The sequence below is a fragment of the Streptomyces sp. NPDC002446 genome (assembly GCF_053595675.1).
In genome coordinates, this window is record NZ_JBSFYC010000020.1 from 32,460 (window position 1) to 55,436 (window position 22,977).

The window sequence follows — 22,977 nt, forward strand, 5'->3', positions numbered from 1 at the left end:
CGCCGCCCCCGTCAGTTCAGCTCAAGGACGGTGAAGGGCGCTGCGGCGGACCCGGAGGCCGGGGCCGGGCGCCGGGCCGCCGGGGCGCTGCCGTCGATGGCCACGGACACCACTTCCTCCAGGGCCACGAGGACGTCGCCGTGCTCGTCGGTGAAGAAGAAGTCGTACGTACGGGTCCGCTGGGAGCCGCCGCCCGGCCGGGCCACGCAGTGGCAGAACACCGCCTCGTCCCGCGGGGCCCGGACCACGGTCAGCCGGCCCAGGTGGTAGGGGACGAACACGGGCCCGTCCGGCGCCTCCTCGGCGGCCAGCAGGATGGACAGCTGCATACCGCAGTCGAGGAGCGCGGGCGACAGGCCGTGGCCCCAGTCGCGGTCCACGTGGAGGAAGGCGCGTACCGCACCCGGTCCGACCTCGGCCCAGCGCACGCCGCGCAGCGGTGCGCCGTAGTCGTAGCCGAGCCGCCGGAAGGCGTCGTAGATCTCCGGCCCGTACTGCCTGCGGGCGGTGGCGGGCAGGTCGGGCGGGCCGGCGACCGTCTTCGGCGCGCAGATCTCGGCCGTGCAGTGCACGTCACCGGTGGCCCGGTCGACGAGCGACAGCTCGGTGCCGCGCTCGCGGACCTCGACGGCCTCGGGGTCGGTGATCCGCTTCTGCCACAGCACGTTCCCGAGGGCGCGGCCCTCCGCCCGTCCGGCGAGGACCGCGAGCGTCCAGGCCGCCGGCGCCATGGTCACGCCGTCGATCCGGTGGGCGGCCACCAGCGAGGAGAGGGAGTGGAAGCCGGACTCCGCGGAGTCGATCCAGTGACGGTGGCGCAGGAACGGGTAGGCGGGCAGCTGGAGGGGGGTGGCCTTGGGGTAGTAGCTGTCCCAGGCCGGGGAGCCGCCGGACTCGTACAGGGCCGCGATGTCCTGGGCGGTGCGGGCGGACAGCTCCTCCACCGCCCGTACCGTCGTGGCCTTGGGCGCGGGGCGGCGCCGCAGGTCCTGTTCGAGGCCGCGGATCAGCTCGTCCTGGTCGCGGCAGACGATCGCCACGCGGTGCGAGAAGCTGTCGCGGCAGCAGGCGAGCGTGTAGGCCAGGGCGTCCATGTCCACCCGGCGCCCGCTCAGCCACTGGCGCAGCTCGTCCATGGCCGACTGCAGCCCGGCGCCGCTGTGGTGGGAGAGCGGGATGACGTAGCAGTCCCGCTGCGCACCGGTGGCGGCCGCCGCGGTGGCGGTCTCCTCGGGCACCCCGCGCAGCACGACATGGGCGTTGGCTCCGCCCGCGCCGAACGAGCTCACGGCGGACACCAGGGGAAGGTCCGCGGGCCAGCTCTGGCGCTGGGTGCTGAGCTTGAAGGGGGTGGCCTCGAAGTCCAGGTGCGGGTTGGTGCGCTCCGCGTGCAGCGAGGGCACCAGGGAGCCGTGGCGCATCTGGAGCACCGCCTTGAGCACGCCGCTCAGGCCGGCCGCCGACTCCAGGTGGCCGATGTTGGACTTCACCGAGCCCAGCCGGATCCGCTGGAGGCCGGCCGCGGCGTAGGCCTTGGTGAGGGCCCGCAGTTCGATGGGGTCGCCCAGCGCTGTGCCGGTGCCGTGGGCCTCGACGTAGCCCACCTCCTCGGGGGAGGTGTGGGCCGCCGCGAGGGCCTTGGTGACGACCGCGTGCTGGGCCTCGGGGTTCGGCGCGGTGTATCCGTTCGCCCGGCCGCCGGCGTTGACCGCGGAGCCGCTGATGACGGCGTAGACGCGGTCTCCGTCGCGCAGGGCCTCCTCGGCGGGCCGGAGCACCAGGCTGATGACGCCCTCGCCGTCCACGAAGCCGTCGGCTCCGGCGCCGAAGGGCCGGCACTCCCCGGTGCGCGACAGCATCTCCAAGCCGCACAGCAGCTCGTACTGGCGGGGGTGCGTGATGAGGTTGACGCCGCTGACGACGGCGCGGTCGCACTCCCCCGTGCGCAGGGACTGGCAGGCGAGGTGCAGCGCGGTCAGGGATGCCGAGCAGGCGGTGTCGACGGCCATGCTGGGGCCGTGCCAGTCGAAGTGGTACGAGGCGCGGTTGGCCATCGACCAGAACACCGAGGTGGGCGGCTGCGCGCCGGGTTCGGTGGCCGTGTGCCAGGCGTACCCGCCGTTCATGACACCGACGAACACGCCGGTGTCGCTGCCGGCGAGCCTGGCGCGGCTGTATCCGGCGTCCAGGATCGCCAGGTAGGTCTGCTCCAGGACGAGGCGTTCCTGGGGGTCCATGCGCGCCGCGTCGTGGGGCGTGATGCTGAAGAAGGTGTGGTCGAACGCGTCGATGTCGTCGATGAAGGCGCCGCGTGCGGTGTACGAGACGGCCTCGGGGCCGTCCGCCAGGGGCGCGCTGAAGCGCTCGGCGGGCACGGTGGACGTGCAGTCCAGGCCGTCGACGAGGTTGTCCCAGAACTCCTTGGCGTTCGACGCCTTGGGCAGTCGTGCGGCGATGCCGACGATGGCGATGTCACCGGGCCGCGCCTGGAAGTCGCCGGTGTGCCGGACGGTCTGGTCGGTCCGCTCCGCCCGCTCCCGCGCAGCAGGGGCCTCGGCGGTCTCGGCAGTCTCGGCGGTCTCGGCGGCCGGGGTCGCGGCGGCGGGGAAAGCCTCGGCGACCGTGTCCGCGTTCTCGGTGACCAGGTACTCCACCAGCCGCGCCACCGTCGGGTACTCGAACCACACCGTCGCGGGCACATACCCCACCCGCTCACGCAACGGCTTGAGCAACTCCATCGAGATCAACGAATCGATCCCCATGTCCCGGAACGGACGATCACGCTCGACCTCGGCCACATCGAAACGCATCGTCTCCGCGATCACCTCACGGACGAACCGCTCCACCTGCTCCCGCACATCAGCAACCCCGCCGCCACCGGAAACCTCAGCAGCCTCGGCGGTCTCGGCGGTCTCGGCAGCCGGGGCGGCCGGGGCGGCGGCTACGGGGAACGCCTCGGCGACCGTGTCCGCGTTCTCGGTGACCAGATACTCCACCAGCCGCGCCACCGTCGGGTACTCGAACCACACCGTCGCGGGCACATACCCCACCCGCTCACGCAACGGCTTGAGCAACTCCATCGAGATCAACGAATCGATCCCCATGTCCCGGAACGGACGATCACGCTCGACCTCGGCCACATCGAAACGCATCGTCTCCGCGATCACCTCACGGACGAACCGCTCCACCTGCTCCCGCACATCAGCAACCCCGCCGCCACCGGGGACCTCAGCGGCCTCGGCGGCCTCGGCGGCCGGGGTCGCGGCGGTCTCGGTGCTCGGCTCGTCCGCCGGGCCGGCCAGCGCGACCAGGACCTGCTGGCCGTCGCCGCCGTGCGGCCGCACGGCGCCGAAGCCGGCCTCGTGCATGAGCGAGCGCCACTGGTCACTGCTGAGCAGGGGGCTGTGCTCGATGCGGTACGGGTCGTTGCTGAGCCACCAGCCGTCGGTGAGGCCGAAGGTCAGCGTGGCGTAGTCCTGCCGTGTCGTGATCTCGTTGAGAACGAGGATTCCGCCCTCGCGCAGCGCCTTGCGCACGTTGCGGAGCGTGCCGGGGACGTTCGACGTGGCGTGCAGGACGTTGGTGGCCACGACGATGTCGAAGGACCCGGTGTACTCCTCGGGCGGGTTCTCGATGTCGCAGATCTCGTAGGAGAGGAACGGGTAGTCGCCGCCGAAGGCGTCCCGGGCCTTGTGCAGGAACGCGTACGACAGGTCGGTGAAGTGGTAGCCGACGTCCCGCGGGTCCAGCTTCGGCAGCACGAACTTGGTGGTGCTGCCGGTTCCGGCGCCTATCTCCAGGATGCGCAGCGGGCGCCCCGCCGAGCGGCGCTGGTAGGCCGCGACCACCTGCGCGCAGATGCGGTTGAAGTAGTCCGCGATGGGGTTGCTCTGGTAGACGGGCGCGACGAGCTCGAAGGAGCCCTCGGGGAAGAGCACCTCCACCGCGTCGGTGGCACCGCTCAGCACGTCGGGCAGGTGGTCCAGGCACCGCTCCAGCAGCGCGATGTGACCTGCCAGCTCCGGGTAGGCGCGCAGGAGCTCGGCCCGCGGCAGGGACTGCGCCGAGGGCATCGCGCCGATGGCGTCCCTCAGCTTCGCGTACTTGGGTGCGGTCGTCTCCGGCAGCGGCACCTGGCGCAGCCGCCACCGGGTGTACGCCTCAAGGCGCTCGGAGATGTCCCGGTTGCGGGCGACATCCGTGTCGTCGTCCCTGAAGGCCGGCACCACGTCCTCGAGAACCCCCGGGGAGTCGGCGGGCGATACCGCGGCGACACGCTTGTGCGGCGTGATTCCCATGCGCTCCAACGCCTCTTCCGTTCCTTTCACACATGTGATCCGTCGGTGATCGGCCGCGAGGATCCGCTCGATGACGGCCAGCCCCTCGGCCGGTTCGATCGAGCCGATCCCCAGCCCTGCCATCCGCTCCCGGTACTCCGGCTTCGCGACGACCCCGATCTCGCCCCAGTAGCCCCAGTTGATGACCTTGGCGTCGATCAGCAGGGCCTGGTCGAGGAGGTCCGCGTAGGCGTCCTTGGCCACGCAGGCGGCGGCGTAATTGCCCTGTCCCGCGCTGGCGATGTAGGCCTGGACGGAGGAGAAGAAGAGGCAGAAGTCGATGTCCCTGCCGCGCAGCGCCTCCACCAGGTGGTGGGTGCCGTGCAGCTTCGGGCGCAGTACGTCGTGCAGTACCTGCTCGCTCATGGTGGCGAGGGTGGAGTCCTGGAGCAGGAGCGCGGAGTGCACGACGCCGTTGATGACCTCGTGGGCATCGAGCGCGCGCTTGAGCGCCGGTCCGTCGGCCAGGTCGGCCTGGTGGTAGTGGACGGCGCGGGCGCCCAGCTCCCGCAGGCGCTCCCCGGTCGGGGCGAAGTCCTCGGCCCGGCGGCGGCCGATGACGACCACCTCGGCCTGGTAGACGGCGGCCAGGTACTCGGCGAGCAGGCCGCCGAGTCCGCCGGTGCCGCCCAGGATGACATAGGTGCCCCCGGTCCGGAACGCCGAGCGGGCCGGCCAGCCCGCGAGGGTCGCGGGTTCCATCGACGCGACGGCGTACTCGTCACCGCGGACGCAGACGGGCTTGCCCGGCACGGTCGGCAGGGGCCGGTCCAGGGCCGCGGACAGCGACGACGCGTTGAGGTCCGCGAGGCAGAAGCAGCGCACCGCCCAGTCGGGCCGCTCCTTGGCCAGCGCCTGTGCCAGGCCGACGTACACGCCGTCCACGGGGTGCGTGGCGGCGGTGAACAGCGGGCTGTGCACCGCCTTGTCGGTGAACACGTCGAGGCGGACCCGCGGCCATCGGTCGAGGGCGTGGACGAGTTCGAGGAAGGCGGTGACGTCCGCGTCGTGGATGCCGTCGGCCCATGAGGTGCGGCTGACGAACACCAGGTGCTCGTCGGCGGCCGGGGCGGCGGCGAGTTCGGCCACCGCCGCGCCGTCGAGCAGCACGACCCTGCTGTGCGGGAACCGCTCCGTCAGCTCCCGGTGCAGCCGGTGCTGTCCGGGTGGCACCACGAAGGTCCGCGGGCCCTCGTCGGCGGCTCGCGGCGGGTCCAGTCGACCGTGCGTCCACTGCGGGGCGAACACCATCGAGTCCACGGCGGCACGACGAACCAGCGAGACATCGGGGCGCGCTGTACCGGACGCGGCATTTCCGCTTCGCCATTCGTTGCGACTCAACAAAATCCCCTATGCCTAGGACGTCGGGTTAAAGAGCGGGTTTCACGCCGAGGTCGAAAACCGAAAGAAGCGGTTCGTAATCCTCGTCAAATACCGTGAAGTTGGTCCTGAAGGGAGAGAGTTTTTCCGTCAGGACAAAAGCGGAGGGCGCCGGGAAACGCGCCGGAGCATGAAAGATCATATGCCCCATGGAGAAAGGCATCAAGCTATCACGGTGTTCACCGATGGAAATGGCCATGCCCGATTGGAAGGAGCAGTCGAGGAGGTTGACCAGCCCCATCGGCGTGCCGTCGTTGTGCGACAGCCAGGCCAGCGACCGCTGTCCGTACCGCTGCACATAGGTGTTGCGGCGGAAATACGGGCCGTAGTCGATTCCCATGTTCGAGAACTCTGCGTAGATTTCCCGGCGGGTGAGGTGGGACCGGGTGTTCACGCAGATCTCGTCGCGCACCTCCAGGCCCACCGCGGGAGCACGGTCCTGCCTTTCGAACAGGAGCGTGCCCATGCCGCAGGTCGCGCCGCGGTTGGTGACCGTGTAGTCCACCGATTGCGCGTTTGGCGCGGACCGGAACGTCACAGAGAGGTCGTCCAACGGCTCTTCACCGGAGATCGGCCGCAGCCAGGCGGCGTCCCTGATGGCGAACGTCCGTGCGTCGGGGTGCAGGCGAGCGGCCCCGTGCAGCGCCATCTCCAGGCAGGCGACGCCGGGCAGCACCCGCCTGCCACCCACCAGGTGCTCCCTCAGGTAGGTGTGGTCGGGGCTGATCTGTGCCCGGAAGGTGCCCGGCCGGTCGGCCGCGAGCAGCCGTATCGGCTCCACCGCGGCGGGGTGAGCGCCGGGGCCGGTCGCCTTGTCGACTTCGGTCGTCATGCCGTCCGTTCCTCATCCGTGAACCAGAGATCCGTCTCTTCGAACGGGTAGCCGGGCAGCCGCAGCCGGCGCGGCGTGTGCTGCGCGAACAGCTCCCGCCAGTCGACCGGTTGACCGGCCAGGTACCGCTCGCGGGCCAGCTCGGGGGTCGGCTGCCGCACGTCCCCCGCCCGCTCCGCCGGCCGCGCGTGGACCGCATCGCCCGCCGTGCGCAGTGCGTGCACCAGCTCGTCGGAGGAGGACGGGCACCACGCCAGGCGGTATTCCAGGTGCTCGCGTCGGCACAGGGTGTACGACAGGTCGAGCAGGTCCTGGTCCGACAGCGGTCCGGTCCGCTCGATGTGGTCGAGCAGCCGGGCCGTCAGCCTGCGCAGCGCCTGCGGGGTGCGCGCCGACAGCGGTACGAGCCGGGGCGCCGCGGCGGTGGGGCGCCGGAGCGGGGGGTTCGGCGGCTCGGAGAGCACGACGTGCGCGTTGGTGCCGCCGAAGCCGAAGGAGCTGATCCCGGCCACGCGTCCGGCGCCGTCGTCGTCCCACGGGATGTTCTTGCGCAGCACCTCGAAGGGCTGGTCGTCCAGGGCGATGCCGGGATTGGGCTCGTGGAAGTGCAGGTTGGCCGGGAGGGTCCGGTGCTCGAAGGCCTTGATCACCTTGGTCACGGAGGCGACGCCCGCGGCGGGCTCCAGGTGCCCGATGTGGGACTTGACCGCGCCGAGCCGGACGCGGCGGCCCGCGGGCCGCGGCACCAGGTGCTCCCAGGCCCGCTTCAGCGCGTCGATCTCGATGGCGTCGCCCAGCACCGTGCCCGTTCCGTGGGTCTCGATGTACCCGGTGCGGGAGGCGAGTTCGGGGGTGTAGGCGTCCAGGAGCAGGCTGTACTGGGCGTTGGGGTTCGGGGCGGTGAGCGAGTTGGCGCGGCCGCCGTGGTTCTCCGCCACGCTCTCGATCACCGCGCGGATGTCGTCGCCGTCGGCGAGGGCGTCCTCCAGGCGCTTGACCAGGAAGCTTCCGTAGCCCTCGCCGCGGACGTAGCCGTTGGCCGCGGCGTCGAAGGCCGCGCAGCGGTGATCGGGCGAGAGGAACCGCGCCGAGTGGAGCCCCTCGTTGATCTGGGAGTCGAGGATCAGGTTGACGCCGCCGACCACGGCCGCGTCGCAGACTCCGGCGCGCAGGTCGCGGCACGCCTTGACCAGCGCCACCAGGGATCCGGAGCAGGCGGTGTCGAGGACCGTGGAGGGTCCGTGCCAGTCGAACCAGGAGGAGAGGCGATTGGCGATGAGGCTCATGGAGTGCCCCACCAGCGAGTACGGGATCTGCCGTGCGTCCGCCCTGGCCTGGAGCAGCGCGTAGTCGTTGCCGGTGGCCGCCATGTAGCAGCCGGTGCGCGAGCCGCTCAGCTCGGAGGCGGCGTACCCGGCGTCTTCGAGCGTGTGCCAGACGGACTGCAGCAGCAGCCGCTGCCGCGGGTCCATCCAGCTCGCCTCCCGCGGCGAGGTGGAGAAGAACCTGGCGTCGAACCCCTTGATCCCGGGGAGGAATCCGGCGTACTCGCCGGGCAGTTCGCGCTCGGCGGGAGCCGGGCCGACGCAGTCCCTGCCGTCGAGCAGGGTCTGCCAGAACGCGTCGGGGTCCGGCCCGCCGGGCAGCACCGCCGAGTAGCCGACGATGGCCAGACGGCCGTCGGCGCCGGAGCGGTCCGCCGACACGGGGCGCGAAGCGGCCGCCGGCCGGGCGTCGTGCTGGTCCTCGGGCCGGCCGGCGCGGCCGCCGGAGAGCCGTGCGACGGTCTCGGCGACGTTGCGCAGGGTGTTCATGCGGTAGAAGTCGTGCGCGTGGACGACGACTCCGTACCGCTCGCTGATCCGCGCGGCGAGGACGTTGTAGCCGAGCGAGTTGACGCCCTGATACCCCAGGGGCCGGTCGACGTCCGGTTGCGGGAGGCCCAGTTCACCGGCGACGAGCCGGCGCAGCTCGGCGAGCAGGTCCTGCCCGCTCGCTTCGCCGGTGTCCGGTCCGGCCCGCTCCTCGTCGGCCGCCGGCGCGGGCGTCTCGTCCTGCGGGTACAGGTCCAGCGAGGACAGGGGTGCCTCGCTCAGCTTCTTGACGTCGGTCTTGCCGTTGGGCGTCAGCGGGATCTCGGTCAGCCGGTGCACGGCCTGCGGCACCATGTAGTACGGGAGGGTGTCCCGGCACCGCTCCCGTACCGCCGCGGCGTCGAAGTTCTCGGTGGCGGGCAGCCACACGAAGCAGCGCAGGTGCGGCTCGGGCTCCGGCCGCACGACGGCGACGACGGTCGCGGCCGGGGCCTGCGCCGCCACCGCGGCGGCCACCTCGTCGAGTTCGATGCGGTGGCCGTTGACCTTGCGCTGGCCGTCCCGGCGGGAGACATAGGTGAGGTGCGACGGGCCTTCGTGGCGGACCAGGTCGCCGGTCCGGTAGGAGGGCGTTCCGTCGGGCAGCGTGCCGAAGGCGGTCGCCGGGGCGTTGAGATATCCCTGGGCCACGCAGTCGCCGGCGATCATCAGCTCGCCCCGCATGCCCGGGGCTACGGACCGCCCGTCGGCGTCCACGACGTAGTAGCGGGTGCCCAGCGCGGGCTCTCCCAGGTGGATGCGCCCGGCGTCGGTCACGCGCTGCCAGCTCGCCCAGATGGTCGCCTCGGTCGGGCCGTACATGTTGTAGACGGCCGCGCTCTGGCTCAGCAGGTACTCCGCGAGGTCGCGGTCCAGGGCCTCCCCGCCGCACAGCAGGGTCAGGGGCCGCTTGGCCCGCCAGCCGACGGCCTTCAGGATGCGCCAGGTGGACGGCGTGGCCTGGACGACGGTGGCTCCGCTGCCGTCGATGCGCTCGGCCAGCAGGGTGCCGCTGGTCCTGGCTTCGTCGGACAGCACCTGGACGCTCGCACCGCACAGCAGGGGCAGGAGGATCTCAAGGAGCGAGATGTCGAAGCCGATGGGGGTCAGGGCCACGATGCGGTCGTCGGGCCCCATACCGGGGTCCTGGCCCACGGAGTGCAGGAAGTTGACGAGGTTGCCCTCGCTCACCGCCACGCCCTTGGGGTTGCCGGTCGACCCCGACGTGAACATCACGTAGGCGGTGCGGTCGGCATCGGCCGGGGCCGCCGGAAAGATGCCGCGCGGCTGCGGGCCGGGCGCCCCGGGGGACGCGGACGGCAGCGCGCCGTCCACCTCCCGCGCGGGTATGTGGGGGAAGAGCCGTGCCGCCCGGTCCCGGGTCGCCGCGTCCACCAGGATGGCGCCCAGATCCGCGGTCTCGGCCATGTACGCGAGCCGGCTGTCCGGCAGCCGGGGGTCCAGCGGTACGAACGTGCGCCGCAGCGCCAGCGCGGTCAGGTAGGCGACGGGGACCGCGGCCGACCGCTCCAGGAAGATGCCGACCGGCCGCTCCTGTGCCCGCGCGCCGTCCGCGGCCGGCGCACCGTCAGGTGCCAGGTCGCGGCCCAGTCGGTGGGCGGCGTCGAGCAGTTCGCCGTAGGTGAGCGACCGGTGGTCGTCCACGACGGCCACCCGGTCCGGGTCCGCTGCTGCGGTCTCGACCAGGGCCGCGCCCAGGCCCTGAGGGGCCGGGGCGGTCCGGGCGGCCCCCTCGGCCACCGGTTCCAGCGGGCGCGACAGGTCGCACTGCGACGGCGGCCGGTGCGGTTCGGCGATCGCGAACCGGGCCATGCGCAGGAAGTTGGTGGCCAGCGCCGACAGGGCCTGCGGCGACAGCACCCGCGTGGAGGAGTCGAAGGAGAGGTGGATGCCCTGCTCGTCGGAGCTGAAGTTGACGCTCAGCTCGCTCGAACTGCCGGTGTCGGGCTTGCGGACCCAGGAGACGTCCGCCCCGCTCAGCTCCGGCACCGCCGTCGGCAGCATCGCGGAGGAGGAGTTCACCACGAGATTGAGCGCGCTGCCGCCCTGGTCCACCGTGCGGCCGTGTTCGGTCGCGGCCAGGGCGAGCAGGTCGAACGTCGGGAAGTCCTGGTGGTCGCGCAGCTCCTCGCGCTGGGTGCGCACCTGCTCGAACAGCGACAGCGCGGACCGCTCCGCCGAGACGTCCAGCCACAGCGGCAGCAGGTTGGTGTGACAGCCGTAGGGGGCTCCGTAGCCCCGCGTGTCGACGGTGTGGGCCACCACGACGCTCTGGTCGTCGTCGCCGTAGGAGTGCACGAGGGCACCGGTGACGCCGACCACGAACTGGAGCAGGCTCAGCTCGTGGTGGCGCAGGAACCGGTGGATGCCGTCGGCCAGTTCGCCGGTGATCGTCTCCTTGACCGCGATGCGGCGGCCGTCCTGGTGTGGTGCCGCGGCGGAGAAGGGCAGCGGCTGGTGCAGCCGGCGGCCCGCCAGCATCGACCGCCAGTAGGACGCGTCCTTTGCGGCATCGGACCGCGGCAGGACGCCGAAGGACCGTTCAAGGACCGGGGCGTCGCCCCGCCAGCAGGCAGCGAGGGCGGCGCAGAACGGCGCGTAGCACCCGCCGTCGAAGACCACATGGCTGAAATCCAGGCGGAGCAGAAGCTTTTCCGCGGATTCCCGCCAGTACCGGAAGCGGAAGAGCTCCTGGCCGGTGGGGTCGATGCCGCCGGGGTCGAGGAGGTCGTCTTCCCGCTCGCAGCGCCGCAGCACCCGCCGGGGAACCGGGCGGCTCTTCGCCATCAGCTTTCCGCCGACTTCGGTGAAATAGCTGAGAAGTCGCGGGAACGCGGTGGAAACCACTTCCCGCAGTGCGTCGTCGAGACGGTCGGTGTCGACGTCGCCGGTCAGTGCGTACACATAACTGACGGTGAGTCCCGGGTCATCGGGATTCTGCTGGTACCGATACCACTGAAAGCGCTCGTAGGCGCTTGCCTGACGCTCCGTCATGCACATACAGACCTTTCAACCGTCGAGGCCGTCGAATAATTCGTACACCGCTCTGGTATAACGGCACTCGAATTCCGGTCGATCTTGTGGGGCCACCCCCCACCGCGCCCATAATGCCGTGCGGGAATGATGTGTCACCAGCATGCACGGGACCCGTGGTGCTGCCGGGTGTTCAACTGCTTCCGGACCGCGATTGAACACCCGTGAATTTAGCGATACTCAAGCGTCCGGCCTTGCGGAAATTCCGCCTGAGTGTTTTTCACCCGTCCTACGGCGTCCGTTCGACGCGCTCATCGGAGGTACACACGTGCTGCTCTCGGAAGACGACGTGGCGCTGTTCGCGCGGGTCAGCGGCGACCGGAACGCGCTGCACTGCTCGCCCGACTACGCCCGCCGCACGCCCTTCGGCCGGACCGTCGCCCACGGCGTCCTCGCGGCCCTGGCCACGCTGGAGGAGCAGGCGCCGGACGGGGCGGGCACCACGGCCGTCGAGATCGACTTCGGCAACCCCGTCTTCCCCGGGGTGCGCTACCGCTCCGAACCGCTGGACGGGTCCCGGGCCGGCTCCGGCTACCGGCTGCTCGACGGGGACCGCGCCTGCCTGACCGTACGGGTGCGCCCCGGCACCCCGCCGGACCTGGACCCGCTGCCCGCACCGCCGGCGCGCTCCGCGCCGCAGCACACGATCGCGGACCTGCCGCGGGGCACCGCGGTGTCCGGCGCGTACGGCCCGGACGGGATCGACGCGCTGCGCGAGCGGTTCCCGGCCGCCTCCCGGCTGCTCGGGCGCACGCCGCTGGCCTGCCTGCTGTGGTCGAGCTATCTGGCCGGGATGTCCCTGCCGGGAGAGAACTGCCTGCTCGGCCGGGTGGCGCTGCGCTTCCACCCGGTCGCCGCGAGCGGCCCTGCGCGGCTGTCGTACACCGCCCGCGTGGTCCACGCCGACCACCGCTTCGGACTGGTGTCGATCGTCGGGGAGATCACGGCGGACGGCGCGGTCGTCGCCGAGGCCGAGATCGAGGCGATGGTCCGCACGCCCGCTCCGCTGGCCACCTCGGCCGCGCTGGGCGCGCACCTGAGCCCGTCCGACCGGCTGCGGGGCGCCTCGGCCGTCGTCGTCGGGGGCAGCCGCGGACTCGGCGCGGCCCTGTCCCTGGCGCTGGCGTCGCAGGGGTGCGAGGTCTTCGTCGGGCACCGGGGCGCGCTGCCGCAGAGCCTGCTGGCCGACGGCGACCGGCTGCCGGGGCACCTGCACTCCGTGCCCGGCGACGCCGCGGACCCGCGCTGGAGCAGCGAACTGCGCTCCCGTGTCGAGCGCGAGCACGGCCGGCTCGACTTCCTGGTGTGCAGCGCCGCCCCGCCCCTGCGCACGCTGGGCCTGGCCGCCACCGACCTGGAGCGGATGGACGCGTTCCTGACCGCCTCGCTGCGGCTGGTCAGCGCGCCGCTGGCAGGGCTGCTCCCGGCCCTGGAGCCGGGGCGGGGCACCTGCCTGGTGCTCTCCTCGGCCGCCCTGCGCGAACCGCCGCGCGACTGGCCGCACTACGTGGCGGCCAAGTCCGCCGTCGAGGGCCTGGTCCACTGGGCCGCCCGGCACCACCCCGGCGTGGGGTTCCTCCTCGCGCGGCCCGGGATGCTGTGGACCGAGCAGACGAACTCGCCCAGCGCCCGGGAGACGGCCGGGCCGGTGGAACCGGTGGCGGCGCAGCTGGTGCACCGCCTGCTGGAGCCCGTGCCCGCCGACGGAGTCCCCCACCTGGTCGGTGAGGAGACCGCCGGCCCGCTCCCGGCAGGCCGGCGGTGAGAAGGGCCCGGTGCCGAAGACGGTCACCGGGCCCAGCGCTGCTCCTGTCCGGGCGCTTCGCCCGGGAGCGGCGCTCAGAGTGCGGGCGCGTGGTCCGCGGTCTGCTGCGACTCCTCGCCGGAGCCGGTGCCGGCGCTCATCCTCTGCACGGCGAACAGCAGGAAGGACAGGAGGACGAAGACCGCCGCGGAGAAGATGGGCAGCGCGCTGGAGCCGTCGATGAGACCGAAGACGACACCGGACAGACCCGCGGAGATGGCCGCGATGGCACCGGCCGTGCCCATGACGGAGCCCTGGTGGCTGTCGTCCACGGCGCCCGACATCATGCCCACCAGACCGCTGTAGGAGATGCCGTAGGTGGCCGCGCCCACCAGGCACAGGGCGTAGAGCACGGCCTGCGAGCCGGTCAGCGCGGTGCCGGCGATGCACAGGGTCATCACCGCCAGCGCTCCGGCCACCGCGGTCCGCGGCTTGAGGTACTTCATCGAGAGCGGCACCAGGGAGAGGAAGGCCGCCGCGAGGCCGACGCCGACCACCGAGATGAGGTTGGTGACCGCGCGCTGGTCGAAGCCCTCGTTCGCCGTCAGGTACAGGCCGATGAACTGGAAGAAGGCAGTCCAACCCAGGGACATCAGCAGCAGGGCGGCGGAGAGCAGCCTGACCCCGGGGAAGGCGAGGGACTCCATCAGGTGCTTGACCGGGTTGGGGAAGGCCATGCGCCCGGCCGGCCTGGGAGCCGGCTCCTCACGGTAGGAGACGAGCAGGACCAGCAGGTTCAGCAGCGTGATGCCGGCCACGAAGACGAACGGGGTCTTGAGGTCGAACCAGGAGACCAGGGTGGAGTCGCTGAGGTAACCGCCGATGAGCGGGCCCACCACGTACCCGGTCGACACGCAGAACATGATCAGTCCGATGGAGTTCACGCGGCGTTCCTTCGGCGTGACGTCCAGGATCGCCGCCTGGGCGACCGGCAGGCTGCCGGAGAACAGGCCGCCGATCACCCGCCCGGCGACGAACAGCGCCACGTCCCGGCGCAGCAGCGCCGCGATGGTCAGCGCATAGCCCGCGGCCAGCCCCAGCAGGCACAGCATCAGGGTCTTCTTGCGGCGGAAGTGGTCGGACAGCGAGCCGAGCAGCGGGGCGCCCAGGAACATCGCCAGCGAATAGCTGCCGATGGCGACTCCGTAGAACAGGTCACGGGTACCGGTTCCGCCGCTGCCTATGAGGCCGATATCGGAGTCGTAAGAGATGGGAATCAGCACAGGAATGATGAGGCTGACGCTCAGGTTGTCGATCAGGATGATGAAGTAAAGAGGGATGAGACTGGCCAACCCGCTTTTACGCACGGTTGTTTCTCCTTGTTCAGTTCGGGTGGTGCCAGTGGACCGCCGGGCCCGGCAAAGCGGTGGACGGGGCAGCGACCGCGGGCGGCATCGTAACGCACCTGGATTCGCGGGGTGTTTGGCGGATTGGGCTGCCGAAGGACCGCTCAGCCGTCGCTCTAGTTCCGGCACTTGACCGAAACTCACTGACATGGTGCACGCTACACCGAAGAACCTGAACAGGTACGATCCCGAATCCGTCGTGCGGTGCCCAAGAGCGGCCCCCAGGGCCTATATCCGGCCGCCAGGATTCGACCGTTGGGTCTGTTTCACCTTTTCTGCCATAAGCGTTGGCCGGTCACGGCCGAAACGAGGGTGCTCTCGAGATGGAAGCGAACGAACTGAAGGCCATACCCGGCGAGGCCCCCGAGCGGGTCGTGGCCTCCGCTGAGCAAGTGGAAAGCGCGGTCCTTGAGGCGTTGTGCGGGGTACTGGGCCAGGACGTGGTCGCCCCCGACGTTCCCTTCGCCGCGCTGGGCGGGGACTCCATGCGGGCCGTGCGGGTGCTGTCGCGGCTGTGGCGTGACCTGGGCGTGGAGCTGCCCGTGCACGCGCTCGGCAACGACACGACCGCCGCCGGACTCGCCGCGGCCGTGCGCGCCCACCTGGACGGCCGGGCCGCATGAGCGACACGAGCAATCAGGGCATCGCCCTCGCCGCGACCTTCACCTCGGACGGGCTCAGGGACGCCGTGGCCCGGCGGCTGCGGGAGAGCGGACGCGAGGTCCAGGCGGCACCGTACGGCCAGCTGGTGGAACCGCTGCTGGACCCCGGCAGCGTGCTGCTGGCCCACGCCGGGGTGAACGTCGTGCTGCTGCGGGCCGAGGACCTGTACCGGGGCGCCCCGGAGCCCTCGGCCGGTGACCGGCTGCTGGACGAGCTGCTCTCGGTGCTGTCCGCCGCCCCCACCCGCAGCGCGGCGACCTGGCTGGTGGCCCTGACGCCGCCGTCGCCGGGCGCCCTCGCCGACCCCGTCGCGGCGCGGTGGGTCGAGGCCGCCACCCGGCGGATCACCGAGGCCGTCGACCCGCTGCCCGGCATGCACCTGGTCCCCCTCGACGACCTCACGGACCGGTACGACGTGCCGGAGACGCACGACGAGTACGCCGACCGCCTCGCACATCTCCCCTACACCGACGGGTACTTCGACGCGCTGGCCGACTGGCTGGTGCGGTTGGCCGCCACGACGTGGACCAGGCCCCGCAAGGTCGTGGTGCTCGACTGCGACAACACCCTGTGGGCCGGGGTGTGCGGCGAGGACGGGCCGCTCGGGGTGGAGATCGGCCCGGGGCGCCGCAAGGTCCAGGAGTTCATGCTGGACCAGCGTGCGCGGGGCCGGCTGCTGTGCCTGTGCAGCCGCAACGAAGAGGCGGACGTCCAGGCCGTGTTCGCCGAGAACCCCGACATGGTCCTCACGATGCGGGACGTCACCGCCCACCGCATCGGCTGGCAGCCCAAGGCCCAGTACCTGGCCGAGCTCTCGCAGGAGCTGGGGCTCGCGCTGAACTCGTTCGTCTTCGTGGACGACGACGCCGTGGAGTGCGCGTCGGTACGCGCGCAGCTGCCCGAGGTCGCCGTGGTGGAGCTGACCCGGGACGCGGACGCGGCACCACGGCAGCTGGCCCGTGAGACGGCCTTCGACCAGCTCACGGTGACCGACGAGGACCGGCTGCGGGCCGACTGGTACGGGGCCGAGCCGGAGCGCCGGGCCCTGGAGCAGTCCGTCGCGGACTACGAGGAGTTCCTGGCCCGCTGTGCCATCGAGGTCACGATGGAGGAGCTGTCGGACGCCGCGCTGGACCGCGCGGCCCAGCTGACGACCCGTACCACGCAGTTCACCCTGGCGGGCACCGCCTTCACGGTGCCGGAGCTGCGGCGGTTGCTCGACGACGGCGGCCGGGGCTGGACGGTGCGGGTCCGCGACACCTTCGGCGACTACGGCACCGTCGGGCTGGTGCTGGCGCAGGCCGACGGCGATGTGCTGGACGTTCCGGTCTTCCTGCTCAGCTGCCGGGTCCTCAACCGCCGTGTGGAGACACGGATGCTGCGGATGCTGAGCGCCAAGGCCGATGCGGCCGGCTGCCGCACCCTGCGGCTGCCCTACCGGCCCACCCGGCGCAACGCGCCCGCGCGTCAGTTCCTCCAGCAGCTCTCCGGCACGCCCATCGGCGCCGAGGACGCCGCCGGCACCGTCGAGGTGCGGGTCGCCGACTGGATCGACGCACCCGTGGCGACCGCGCCGTAGCCGCGGCCCGCGCAGACCACACCACACGTGGCAGGCGATCCGGCCGGCCACCCGCCCAGGCGCGGGCGACGCGGGCGAAGGGCCGGGAGTCGCAAGACGACTCCCGGCCGCCGCCCGCACCGCCCGCGCCGGTACAGAGGAACGAGGGAATCACCCCATGACCACCAGGACCAGAGGGTCCGCACAGAGCCGAAAGCTGTGGCGGCGCGTGTCCGTCGCGGCGACCGGCTGCACCGCCCTCATACTGGGCACCGTCGCGTTCACCGCGACCGGCGCCCCCGCCGCGAGCGGCTCCAAGCCCGCCGCGGCCCACAGCGTCCCCGTGCAGTCCCAGTGGACCAGCGCGGGCCAGAACAACCACAACACCCGTCATGCCGCCACCGAGCGCACCATCGGCCCGAAGAACGTGGGCAAGCTGGCGCCGAAGTGGACCTTCACCACCGACGGCGATGTCTCCGCCACCCCCACCGTCGTCAACGGCACCGTGTACGTGCCCGACTGGGGCGGCAAGCTGTGGGCCATCGACGCCGACAGCGGCAAGGAGATCTGGTCGAACTCCATCTCCAGCTACGACGGGGTCGAGGGGCACATGTCCCGGACCAGCCCCGCGTACTGGAAGGGCAACCTCTACGTCGGCACCGGCACGCTGACGACGACCGCGCTGAAGAGCGCGTACGTCATCTCCGTCGACGCCAAGACCGGCAAGAAGCAGTGGATGACCAAGGTCGACGACGACCCGACGACGGTCATCACCTCCTCCCCCACCGTGGACAACGGGATCATCTACGTGGGGACGTCCTCCAAGGCGTCGACCCTGCACGACAAGCCGAGCTTCCGCGGCGCGGTCCTGGCGATGGACGCCCGCACCGGCAAGATCCTGTGGAAGACCCACACCGTCCCGAAGGGCTACACCGGCGCCGCCGTGTGGGGCAGCCAGCCCGTGGTCGACCACAAGACCGGCCTGGTGTTCGTGGGCACGGGCAACAACTACACCTCGCCGGACGGGGTGTGCCTGAACCCGAAGCAGACCAACTGCACCCCGCCGGACAAGGACGACCACTTCGACAGCGTGCTCGCGCTGGACCTGAAGACCGGCAAGATCAAGTGGGCCCATCACACGCTGACGGCCGACACCTGGATGATGTACATGCAGAACCAGGCCCCGGACTTCGACTTCGGCTCCGCTCCGAACCTCTACACCACCAAGATCGACGGCAAGCCGAAGGACCTCCTCGGCATCGGCCAGAAGAGCGGCGTCTACTACGCCCTCGAACCGGCCACCGGCAAGGTCGTGTGGCAGACGCAGGTCGGCCCCGGCGGTCCGCTGGGCGGCATCCAGTGGGGCTCCGCCACCGACGGCAAGCGCATCTACGTCGGCATCGGCAACGGTGCTCACCTGCCCTGGACCATCACCGCCGCCGACGGTACGAAGTCCACGGTCAAGAGCGGCTTCTTCGCCGCGGTCAACGCCGCCACCGGCAAGATCGAGTGGCAGACCGCCGACCCGCAGGGCAAGGAGGGCCAGTGGCTTGACGACTCCTTCGTGACCAGCGCCAACGGCGTCATGTACGCCGGCTCGTCGGCGCCCAAGGGCACCAACATGTACGCGCTGGACGGCAAGACCGGGAAGATCCTGTGGGACTTCGCCAGCGGCGGCTCCGTCTTCGGCGGCGCGGCCGTGGTCGACGGCAGCGTGTACTGGGGCTCCGGCTACTACATCTCCAATGTGGGCGAGGGCCTGAGCGGCCACAACAACAAGCTCTACCGCTTCACCCCCGACGGCCGCTGACACACCGTCCGTCCATGCGAAACGGCCCGGGCAGAATCTGCCCGGGCCGTTTCACGGCTTGGTGCGGCGCCTCAGGCCGCGACCGCCAGCGCGCGGCGCAGCGGCTGCCACCACTGCGGGTTGTCGCGGTACCAGTCGACCGTACGGGCCAGGCCGTCGCGGAAGGGGACGCGCGGGGCGTACCCGAGCTCCCGGATCTTGCCGTCGTCGACGGAGTAGCGGCGGTCGTGGCCGGGCCGGTCGGGTACGTAGGTGATCCGCTCGGGACCGGCTCCGCACTCCTCCAGCAGCAGGCGGGTGAGTTCGACGTTGGTCAGCTCCTCGCCGCCGCCGATGTTGTAGGCCTCGCCGGGCCGGCCCTTCTCCAGCACCAGCTGGACGCCCCGGCAGTGGTCGTCGACGTGCAGCCAGTCGCGTACGCACAGACCGTCTCCGTACAGCGGCAGCTGCCCGCCCTCCAGCAGGTTGGTCACGAAGAGGGGGATGAGCTTTTCGGGGTACTGGTAGGGGCCGTAGTTGTTGCTGCAACGGGTCACGCTCACGTCCATCCCGTAGGTGCGGGCGTAGGAGCGCGCCAGGATGTCGGCCCCGGCCTTCGACGCGGCATAGGGCGAGTTCGCCAGCAGGGCGCAGTCCTCGGTCCAGGAGCCCGCCTCGATCGACCCGTACACCTCGTCGGTGGAGATGTGGACGAACCGGGGCACCCGTGCGGCTCGCGCCGCCGACAGCAGGGTCTGCGTGCCCAGGACGTTGGTGCGTACGAAGTCGTCCGCGCCGGCGATCGACCGGTCCACATGGCTCTCGGCGGCGAAGTTGACCACCGCGTCGTGTCCCGGGAGGAGGTCGGCGAGCAGCGCGGCGTCGCAGATGTCGCCCCGTACGAAGGTCAGGCCCGGGTGGTCGCGGACGTCGGCGAGGTTGGCGGTGTTGCCCGCGTAGGTGAGTTTGTCCAGGGCCGTGATCCGCACGTCGCCGGCGTCGCCGTAGGCTCCGGCGAGCATGTTGCGCACATAGGTGGACCCGATGAATCCGGCGGCGCCGGTGACGAGCAAACGCACGGGACTTCCCTTTCTCAAGCGGCGGTCGCGCGTGCCGGGGCGGCTTCCGGCGTACGGAGTCCGAGGTCCGTCAGGACGGCCCGGGCCACCTCGGTGACGCGGTCGTGCAGATAGAAGTGGCCCCCCGTGAAGACCCGCGAGCGCCCGGGGACGACCGACAGGCGCAGCCAGTCGGTCGCCTGCTCGGGGGCGCACAGGGGGTCCTGGGTGCCGGTCAGCGCCGTGATCGGGCAGCGCAGGCCGGGCCCGTCCTGCCAGGTGTAGGACCTCAGGGCCCGGTAGTCGGCGCGCAGCGCGGGCAGCGCCATGGCCTGTACTTCGGGGTCGTCGAGCGCGTCGCCGCCGCCGAGTCTGCGGACCTCGGCCAGCAGCGCGGCATCGTCCGCCAGTTCGTCGGTCGGCCCCGCCCCGGCCGTGGGCGCGCAGCGGGCCGAGACGAACAGCCGGTGCGGTGTGCTGCCCGACCGGTCGAGGCGCCGGGCCGTCTCGTAGGCGACGAGCGCCCCCAGGCTGTGGCCGAAGAGGGCGTACGGTGCGTCGTCGAGGGTGTGCAGCGCCTCGGCGATCCGGTCGGCCAGCTCGCCCAGCCGCGGCAGCGGCGGCTCGTGCCGCCGGTCCTGCCGTCCCGGGTACTGCACCGCCACGACCTCCGCCGCGGGGCCCAGGGCACGGGCGAGGGAGTGGTAGCTGCTCGCGCCGCCCCCGGCGTGCGGGAAGCAGACGAGCCGCATCACCCCGTCGGCCGGCGGGCCGAACCGCCGCAGCCAGGTCTCGGACAGCGGGGCTCGGGCGGTCACCGGCCCAGCCTCACGGGCAGGCTCTCGATGCCCCGCAGGAAGGACCTGCGCCAGCGCACCTGCTCCGCCGGGACCGCCAGGGCGAGGTCGGGGAAGCGCCGCAGGAGGGCGCGCAGCGCGATCTCGCCCTCCAGGCGTGCCAGCGGGCCGCCCACGCAGAAGTGGATGCCGTGGCCGAAGGACAGGTGCCCGCTCGCGTCACGCGTCACGTCGAACCGCTCGGGGTCGGGGAACCGGCGGGGGTCGCGGTTGGCCGCGGCGCCCGCGATGAGCACGGTGCTGTGCGCCGGGATGAGGACGTCGCCGATCTGGACGGGTTCGAGCGACCCCCGGGTGGTGATCTCGGCGGGGCCGAGGAAGCGCAGGACCTCCTCCACGGCGTTCGGGAGGAGCGACGGGTCCTGGCGTACCTTGGCCAGCTCCTCGGGGTGGGTGAGGAGCAGGTAGGTGCCCATGGCGATGAGGCTCACCGAGGTCTCGAAGCCCGCGATGAGCAGGATCAGCACCACCGAGGCGAGTTCCTGGGTGCTGAGCCGGTCCTCGTCCTCCTCGTGGACGTTGATCAGCGCCGACAGCAGGTCGGGGCCGGGGTCGGCACGCCGGCGTTCGATCAGTTCGAGGATGAAGCCGACCAGTGCCCGGGCCGCCTCCTCGCGCTGTGCCACCCGGTCGGCGTCGATCACCAGGAACTCGTTGCTCCACCGGCCGAAGTCGCCCTGGTAGCGCTCCTCGACGCCGAACAGCTCGCTGATGACGGTGATCGGCAGCGGGTAGGCGAAGCGCTCGACCAGGTCGGCCTCGGCCTCGCCGGTGAGGCCGTCGAGCAGCCCCTCGGCCAGTTCCTCGATCCGGGCGCGCATGGACTCCACCCGGCGGGCGGTGAACTCCCGGGCGACGAGCCGGCGAAGCCGGGTGTGGGCCGGCGGGTCGTTGCTGCCCATGTTGTTGGCGAAGTAGGGCCGGACGTCCTCGGGGATGCCGTGGAAGGTCGGCAGCTCCACCTCGGGGGGCTGCTTCTTGAAGTCGTTGCTGAGCCGCAGGTCGCCGAGGGCGGCCCGGGCCTCGGCGTGACGGGTGATCAGATACGCTTCCCGGCCGATGAAGCTCACCTTGCTCACCGGCCCCTGCTCGCGCAGCGCGGCGTAGGCCGCGTACTGGTCGATGTGGAAGAGGTCGCTGTCCAGGCTGGGGAGTGCGGCTTGGGTGTCGGTCGGCACTGCGGTGTCCTTTCCGTCGGAGGTGTGCCGGGTCAGGCGGTCACCGTGGTGAGCGTCGGCATCGGGAAGACGAGCTTGCCGCCGCCTTCCAGGTACGCCCGCTCCCGCTCGACGAAGCCGTCGCGGTGGATCCAGGGCAGGACGAGCAGCTGGTCGGGGCGGCGGGCCTTGGCCTCCTCCTCGGACACGATCGGTATCCGGGAGCCGGGGGTGAAGCGGCCGGCTTTCTCCTCGCTGACCTCGCCGATGCAGGGCAGGTCCTCGGGACCGATGCCGCAGTACTGCAGGGTCACATTGCCCTTGGTCGACGCGCCGTACCCCAGGGTGAGAAGGCCGGCCGCGCGGGAGTCGGCGAGGAATCCCCGCAGGTCGTCGCGCTGCTGGCGCACCCTGCGGGCGAACGCCTCGTAGGGGGCCATGGTGTCGAGGCCCGCGGCGGCCTCGCGCTCGCGCAGCGCGACCAGGGAGCCCTCGTCCCGCGGGTGGCGGCCCGGGTTCTTGGCGAGGGTCACATAGAGGCTGCCGCCGTAGACGTCGGTGACCTCGGCCCGCAGGACGGTGAAGCCCACCTTCTCGGCCATCCACTCGATCTGCTGGAACCCGTAGTACTCCAGGTGCTCATGGCACACCACGTCGTACGCGTTGGCTTCGAGCATGGCGGGCATGTAGCTCTGCTCGGTCACCCAGATGCCGTCCTCGTCGAGGATCGCGTGGATGTCCTGCATGAACTGCAGCGGGTCCGGGATGTCGTAGAACATGCCGGTGGTCGTCACGACCTTCGCGCGCTGCTTGCCGTACCGCTCGGTGAAGACCTCGCGGGTGAAGAACTCGGGGATCAGTTCGGCGGGCGGGTAGTGCTCGCGGAACTTCTCGCCGGAGGGGTCGATGCCGACCAGGCGCAGCCCCTCGACGGGGTACTGGTGCAGCAGCGTGCCGTCGTTGCTGCCGATGTCGACGACGATGTCGCCCGGCTCCAGGCCGGTCAGTTCGGCCGCGGCGACGGCCTTGCCCCGCAGGTGGTTGACCATGAAGGGCCGGATGCCCGGCCGGTATCCGTAGCCGTCGCCGTACATCAGGTCGAGGTCCGGGGTGTGCCGCAGCTGCAGGAGGCCGCAGCCGGCGGGCGAGCACTTGACCAGCTCCAGCGGGACCGCGGGCACCTCCTCGTCGAGGCTCTTGGGGAAGACGCAGGTCAAAGCCTGCTCGCCCAGGTCGAGGACCGGAAGCAGTTCGTGATTGCCGCAGACGCGGCACTGGGTGATGACCAT

General features: G+C 71.5%; 12 protein-coding genes. 4 read left to right on the forward strand and 8 right to left on the reverse strand.

Features of this window, described 5'->3' with window-relative positions:
* Positions 1-11: 11 nt before the first annotated feature.
* The 3 genes from ACWD6P_RS14270 to ACWD6P_RS14280 form a co-directional block, all read right to left on the reverse strand.
* A complete protein-coding gene (locus ACWD6P_RS14270; protein ID WP_451444400.1) occupies positions 12-5,588 on the reverse strand; it encodes a beta-ketoacyl synthase N-terminal-like domain-containing protein in 5,577 nt (1,858 codons plus the stop codon).
* A 118-nt stretch (positions 5,589-5,706) separates the two neighbouring features.
* Entirely contained in the window at positions 5,707-6,549 is an 843-nt protein-coding gene (locus ACWD6P_RS14275) for a polyketide synthase dehydratase domain-containing protein (RefSeq protein WP_451444369.1), read from the reverse strand.
* A complete protein-coding gene (locus ACWD6P_RS14280; protein WP_451444370.1) occupies positions 6,546-11,417 on the reverse strand; it encodes a beta-ketoacyl synthase N-terminal-like domain-containing protein in 4,872 nt (1,623 codons plus the stop codon). Before ACWD6P_RS14280 ends, ACWD6P_RS14275 begins: the two co-directional genes overlap by 4 nt.
* A 307-nt stretch (positions 11,418-11,724) precedes the next feature.
* On the opposite strand from ACWD6P_RS14280, the gene ACWD6P_RS14285 reads away from it, so the two are divergent.
* The gene (locus ACWD6P_RS14285) at positions 11,725-13,221 is read left to right on the forward strand and encodes an SDR family NAD(P)-dependent oxidoreductase (RefSeq protein ID WP_451444371.1); all 1,497 of its coding nucleotides are present in this window, start codon (positions 11,725-11,727) and stop codon (positions 13,219-13,221) included.
* 74 nt (positions 13,222-13,295) lie between these two features.
* Here the strand turns inward: ACWD6P_RS14285 and ACWD6P_RS14290 are convergent, their stop codons facing one another.
* Positions 13,296-14,567 carry an MFS transporter gene (locus ACWD6P_RS14290; protein ID WP_451444372.1) on the reverse strand — a complete coding sequence of 424 codons (1,272 nt, stop codon included), beginning with the start codon at positions 14,565-14,567 and terminating at the stop codon, positions 13,296-13,298.
* Positions 14,568-14,929: 362 nt separating this feature from the next.
* Between ACWD6P_RS14290 and ACWD6P_RS14295 the strand changes: the two genes are divergently transcribed.
* From ACWD6P_RS14295 to ACWD6P_RS14305, 3 genes are all read left to right on the forward strand, one after another.
* Positions 14,930-15,229 carry an acyl carrier protein gene (locus ACWD6P_RS14295; protein ID WP_451444373.1) on the forward strand — a complete coding sequence of 100 codons (300 nt, stop codon included), beginning with the start codon at positions 14,930-14,932 and terminating at the stop codon, positions 15,227-15,229.
* Positions 15,226-16,848, forward strand: coding sequence for an HAD-IIIC family phosphatase (locus tag ACWD6P_RS14300; RefSeq protein WP_451444374.1), 1,623 nt, complete (start codon positions 15,226-15,228; stop codon positions 16,846-16,848). The genes ACWD6P_RS14295 and ACWD6P_RS14300 overlap by 4 nt, the downstream gene beginning before the upstream one ends.
* Before the next feature lie 157 nt (positions 16,849-17,005).
* Positions 17,006-18,637, forward strand: a complete 1,632-nt coding sequence (locus ACWD6P_RS14305; RefSeq protein ID WP_451444375.1) for an outer membrane protein assembly factor BamB family protein — start codon at positions 17,006-17,008, stop codon at positions 18,635-18,637.
* Between the two features lie 71 nt (positions 18,638-18,708).
* Here ACWD6P_RS14305 and rfbB read toward each other — a convergent pair whose 3' ends face one another.
* The 4 genes from rfbB to ACWD6P_RS14325 are packed head-to-tail and all read right to left on the reverse strand — an operon-like array spanning position 18,709 to position 22,977.
* Entirely contained in the window at positions 18,709-19,695 is a 987-nt protein-coding gene (rfbB, locus tag ACWD6P_RS14310) for a dTDP-glucose 4,6-dehydratase (protein ID WP_451444376.1), read from the reverse strand.
* Between the two features lie 14 nt (positions 19,696-19,709).
* On the reverse strand, positions 19,710-20,492 hold the full coding sequence (locus ACWD6P_RS14315; protein WP_451444377.1) for a thioesterase II family protein: 783 nt from the start codon (positions 20,490-20,492) through the stop codon (positions 19,710-19,712).
* Positions 20,489-21,709 carry a cytochrome P450 family protein gene (locus ACWD6P_RS14320; protein ID WP_451444378.1) on the reverse strand — a complete coding sequence of 407 codons (1,221 nt, stop codon included), beginning with the start codon at positions 21,707-21,709 and terminating at the stop codon, positions 20,489-20,491. Before ACWD6P_RS14320 ends, ACWD6P_RS14315 begins: the two co-directional genes overlap by 4 nt.
* Before the next feature lie 32 nt (positions 21,710-21,741).
* Positions 21,742-22,977 (reverse strand): class I SAM-dependent methyltransferase, encoded by a 1,236-nt coding sequence (locus ACWD6P_RS14325; RefSeq protein WP_451444379.1) that lies wholly within the window; start codon positions 22,975-22,977, stop codon positions 21,742-21,744.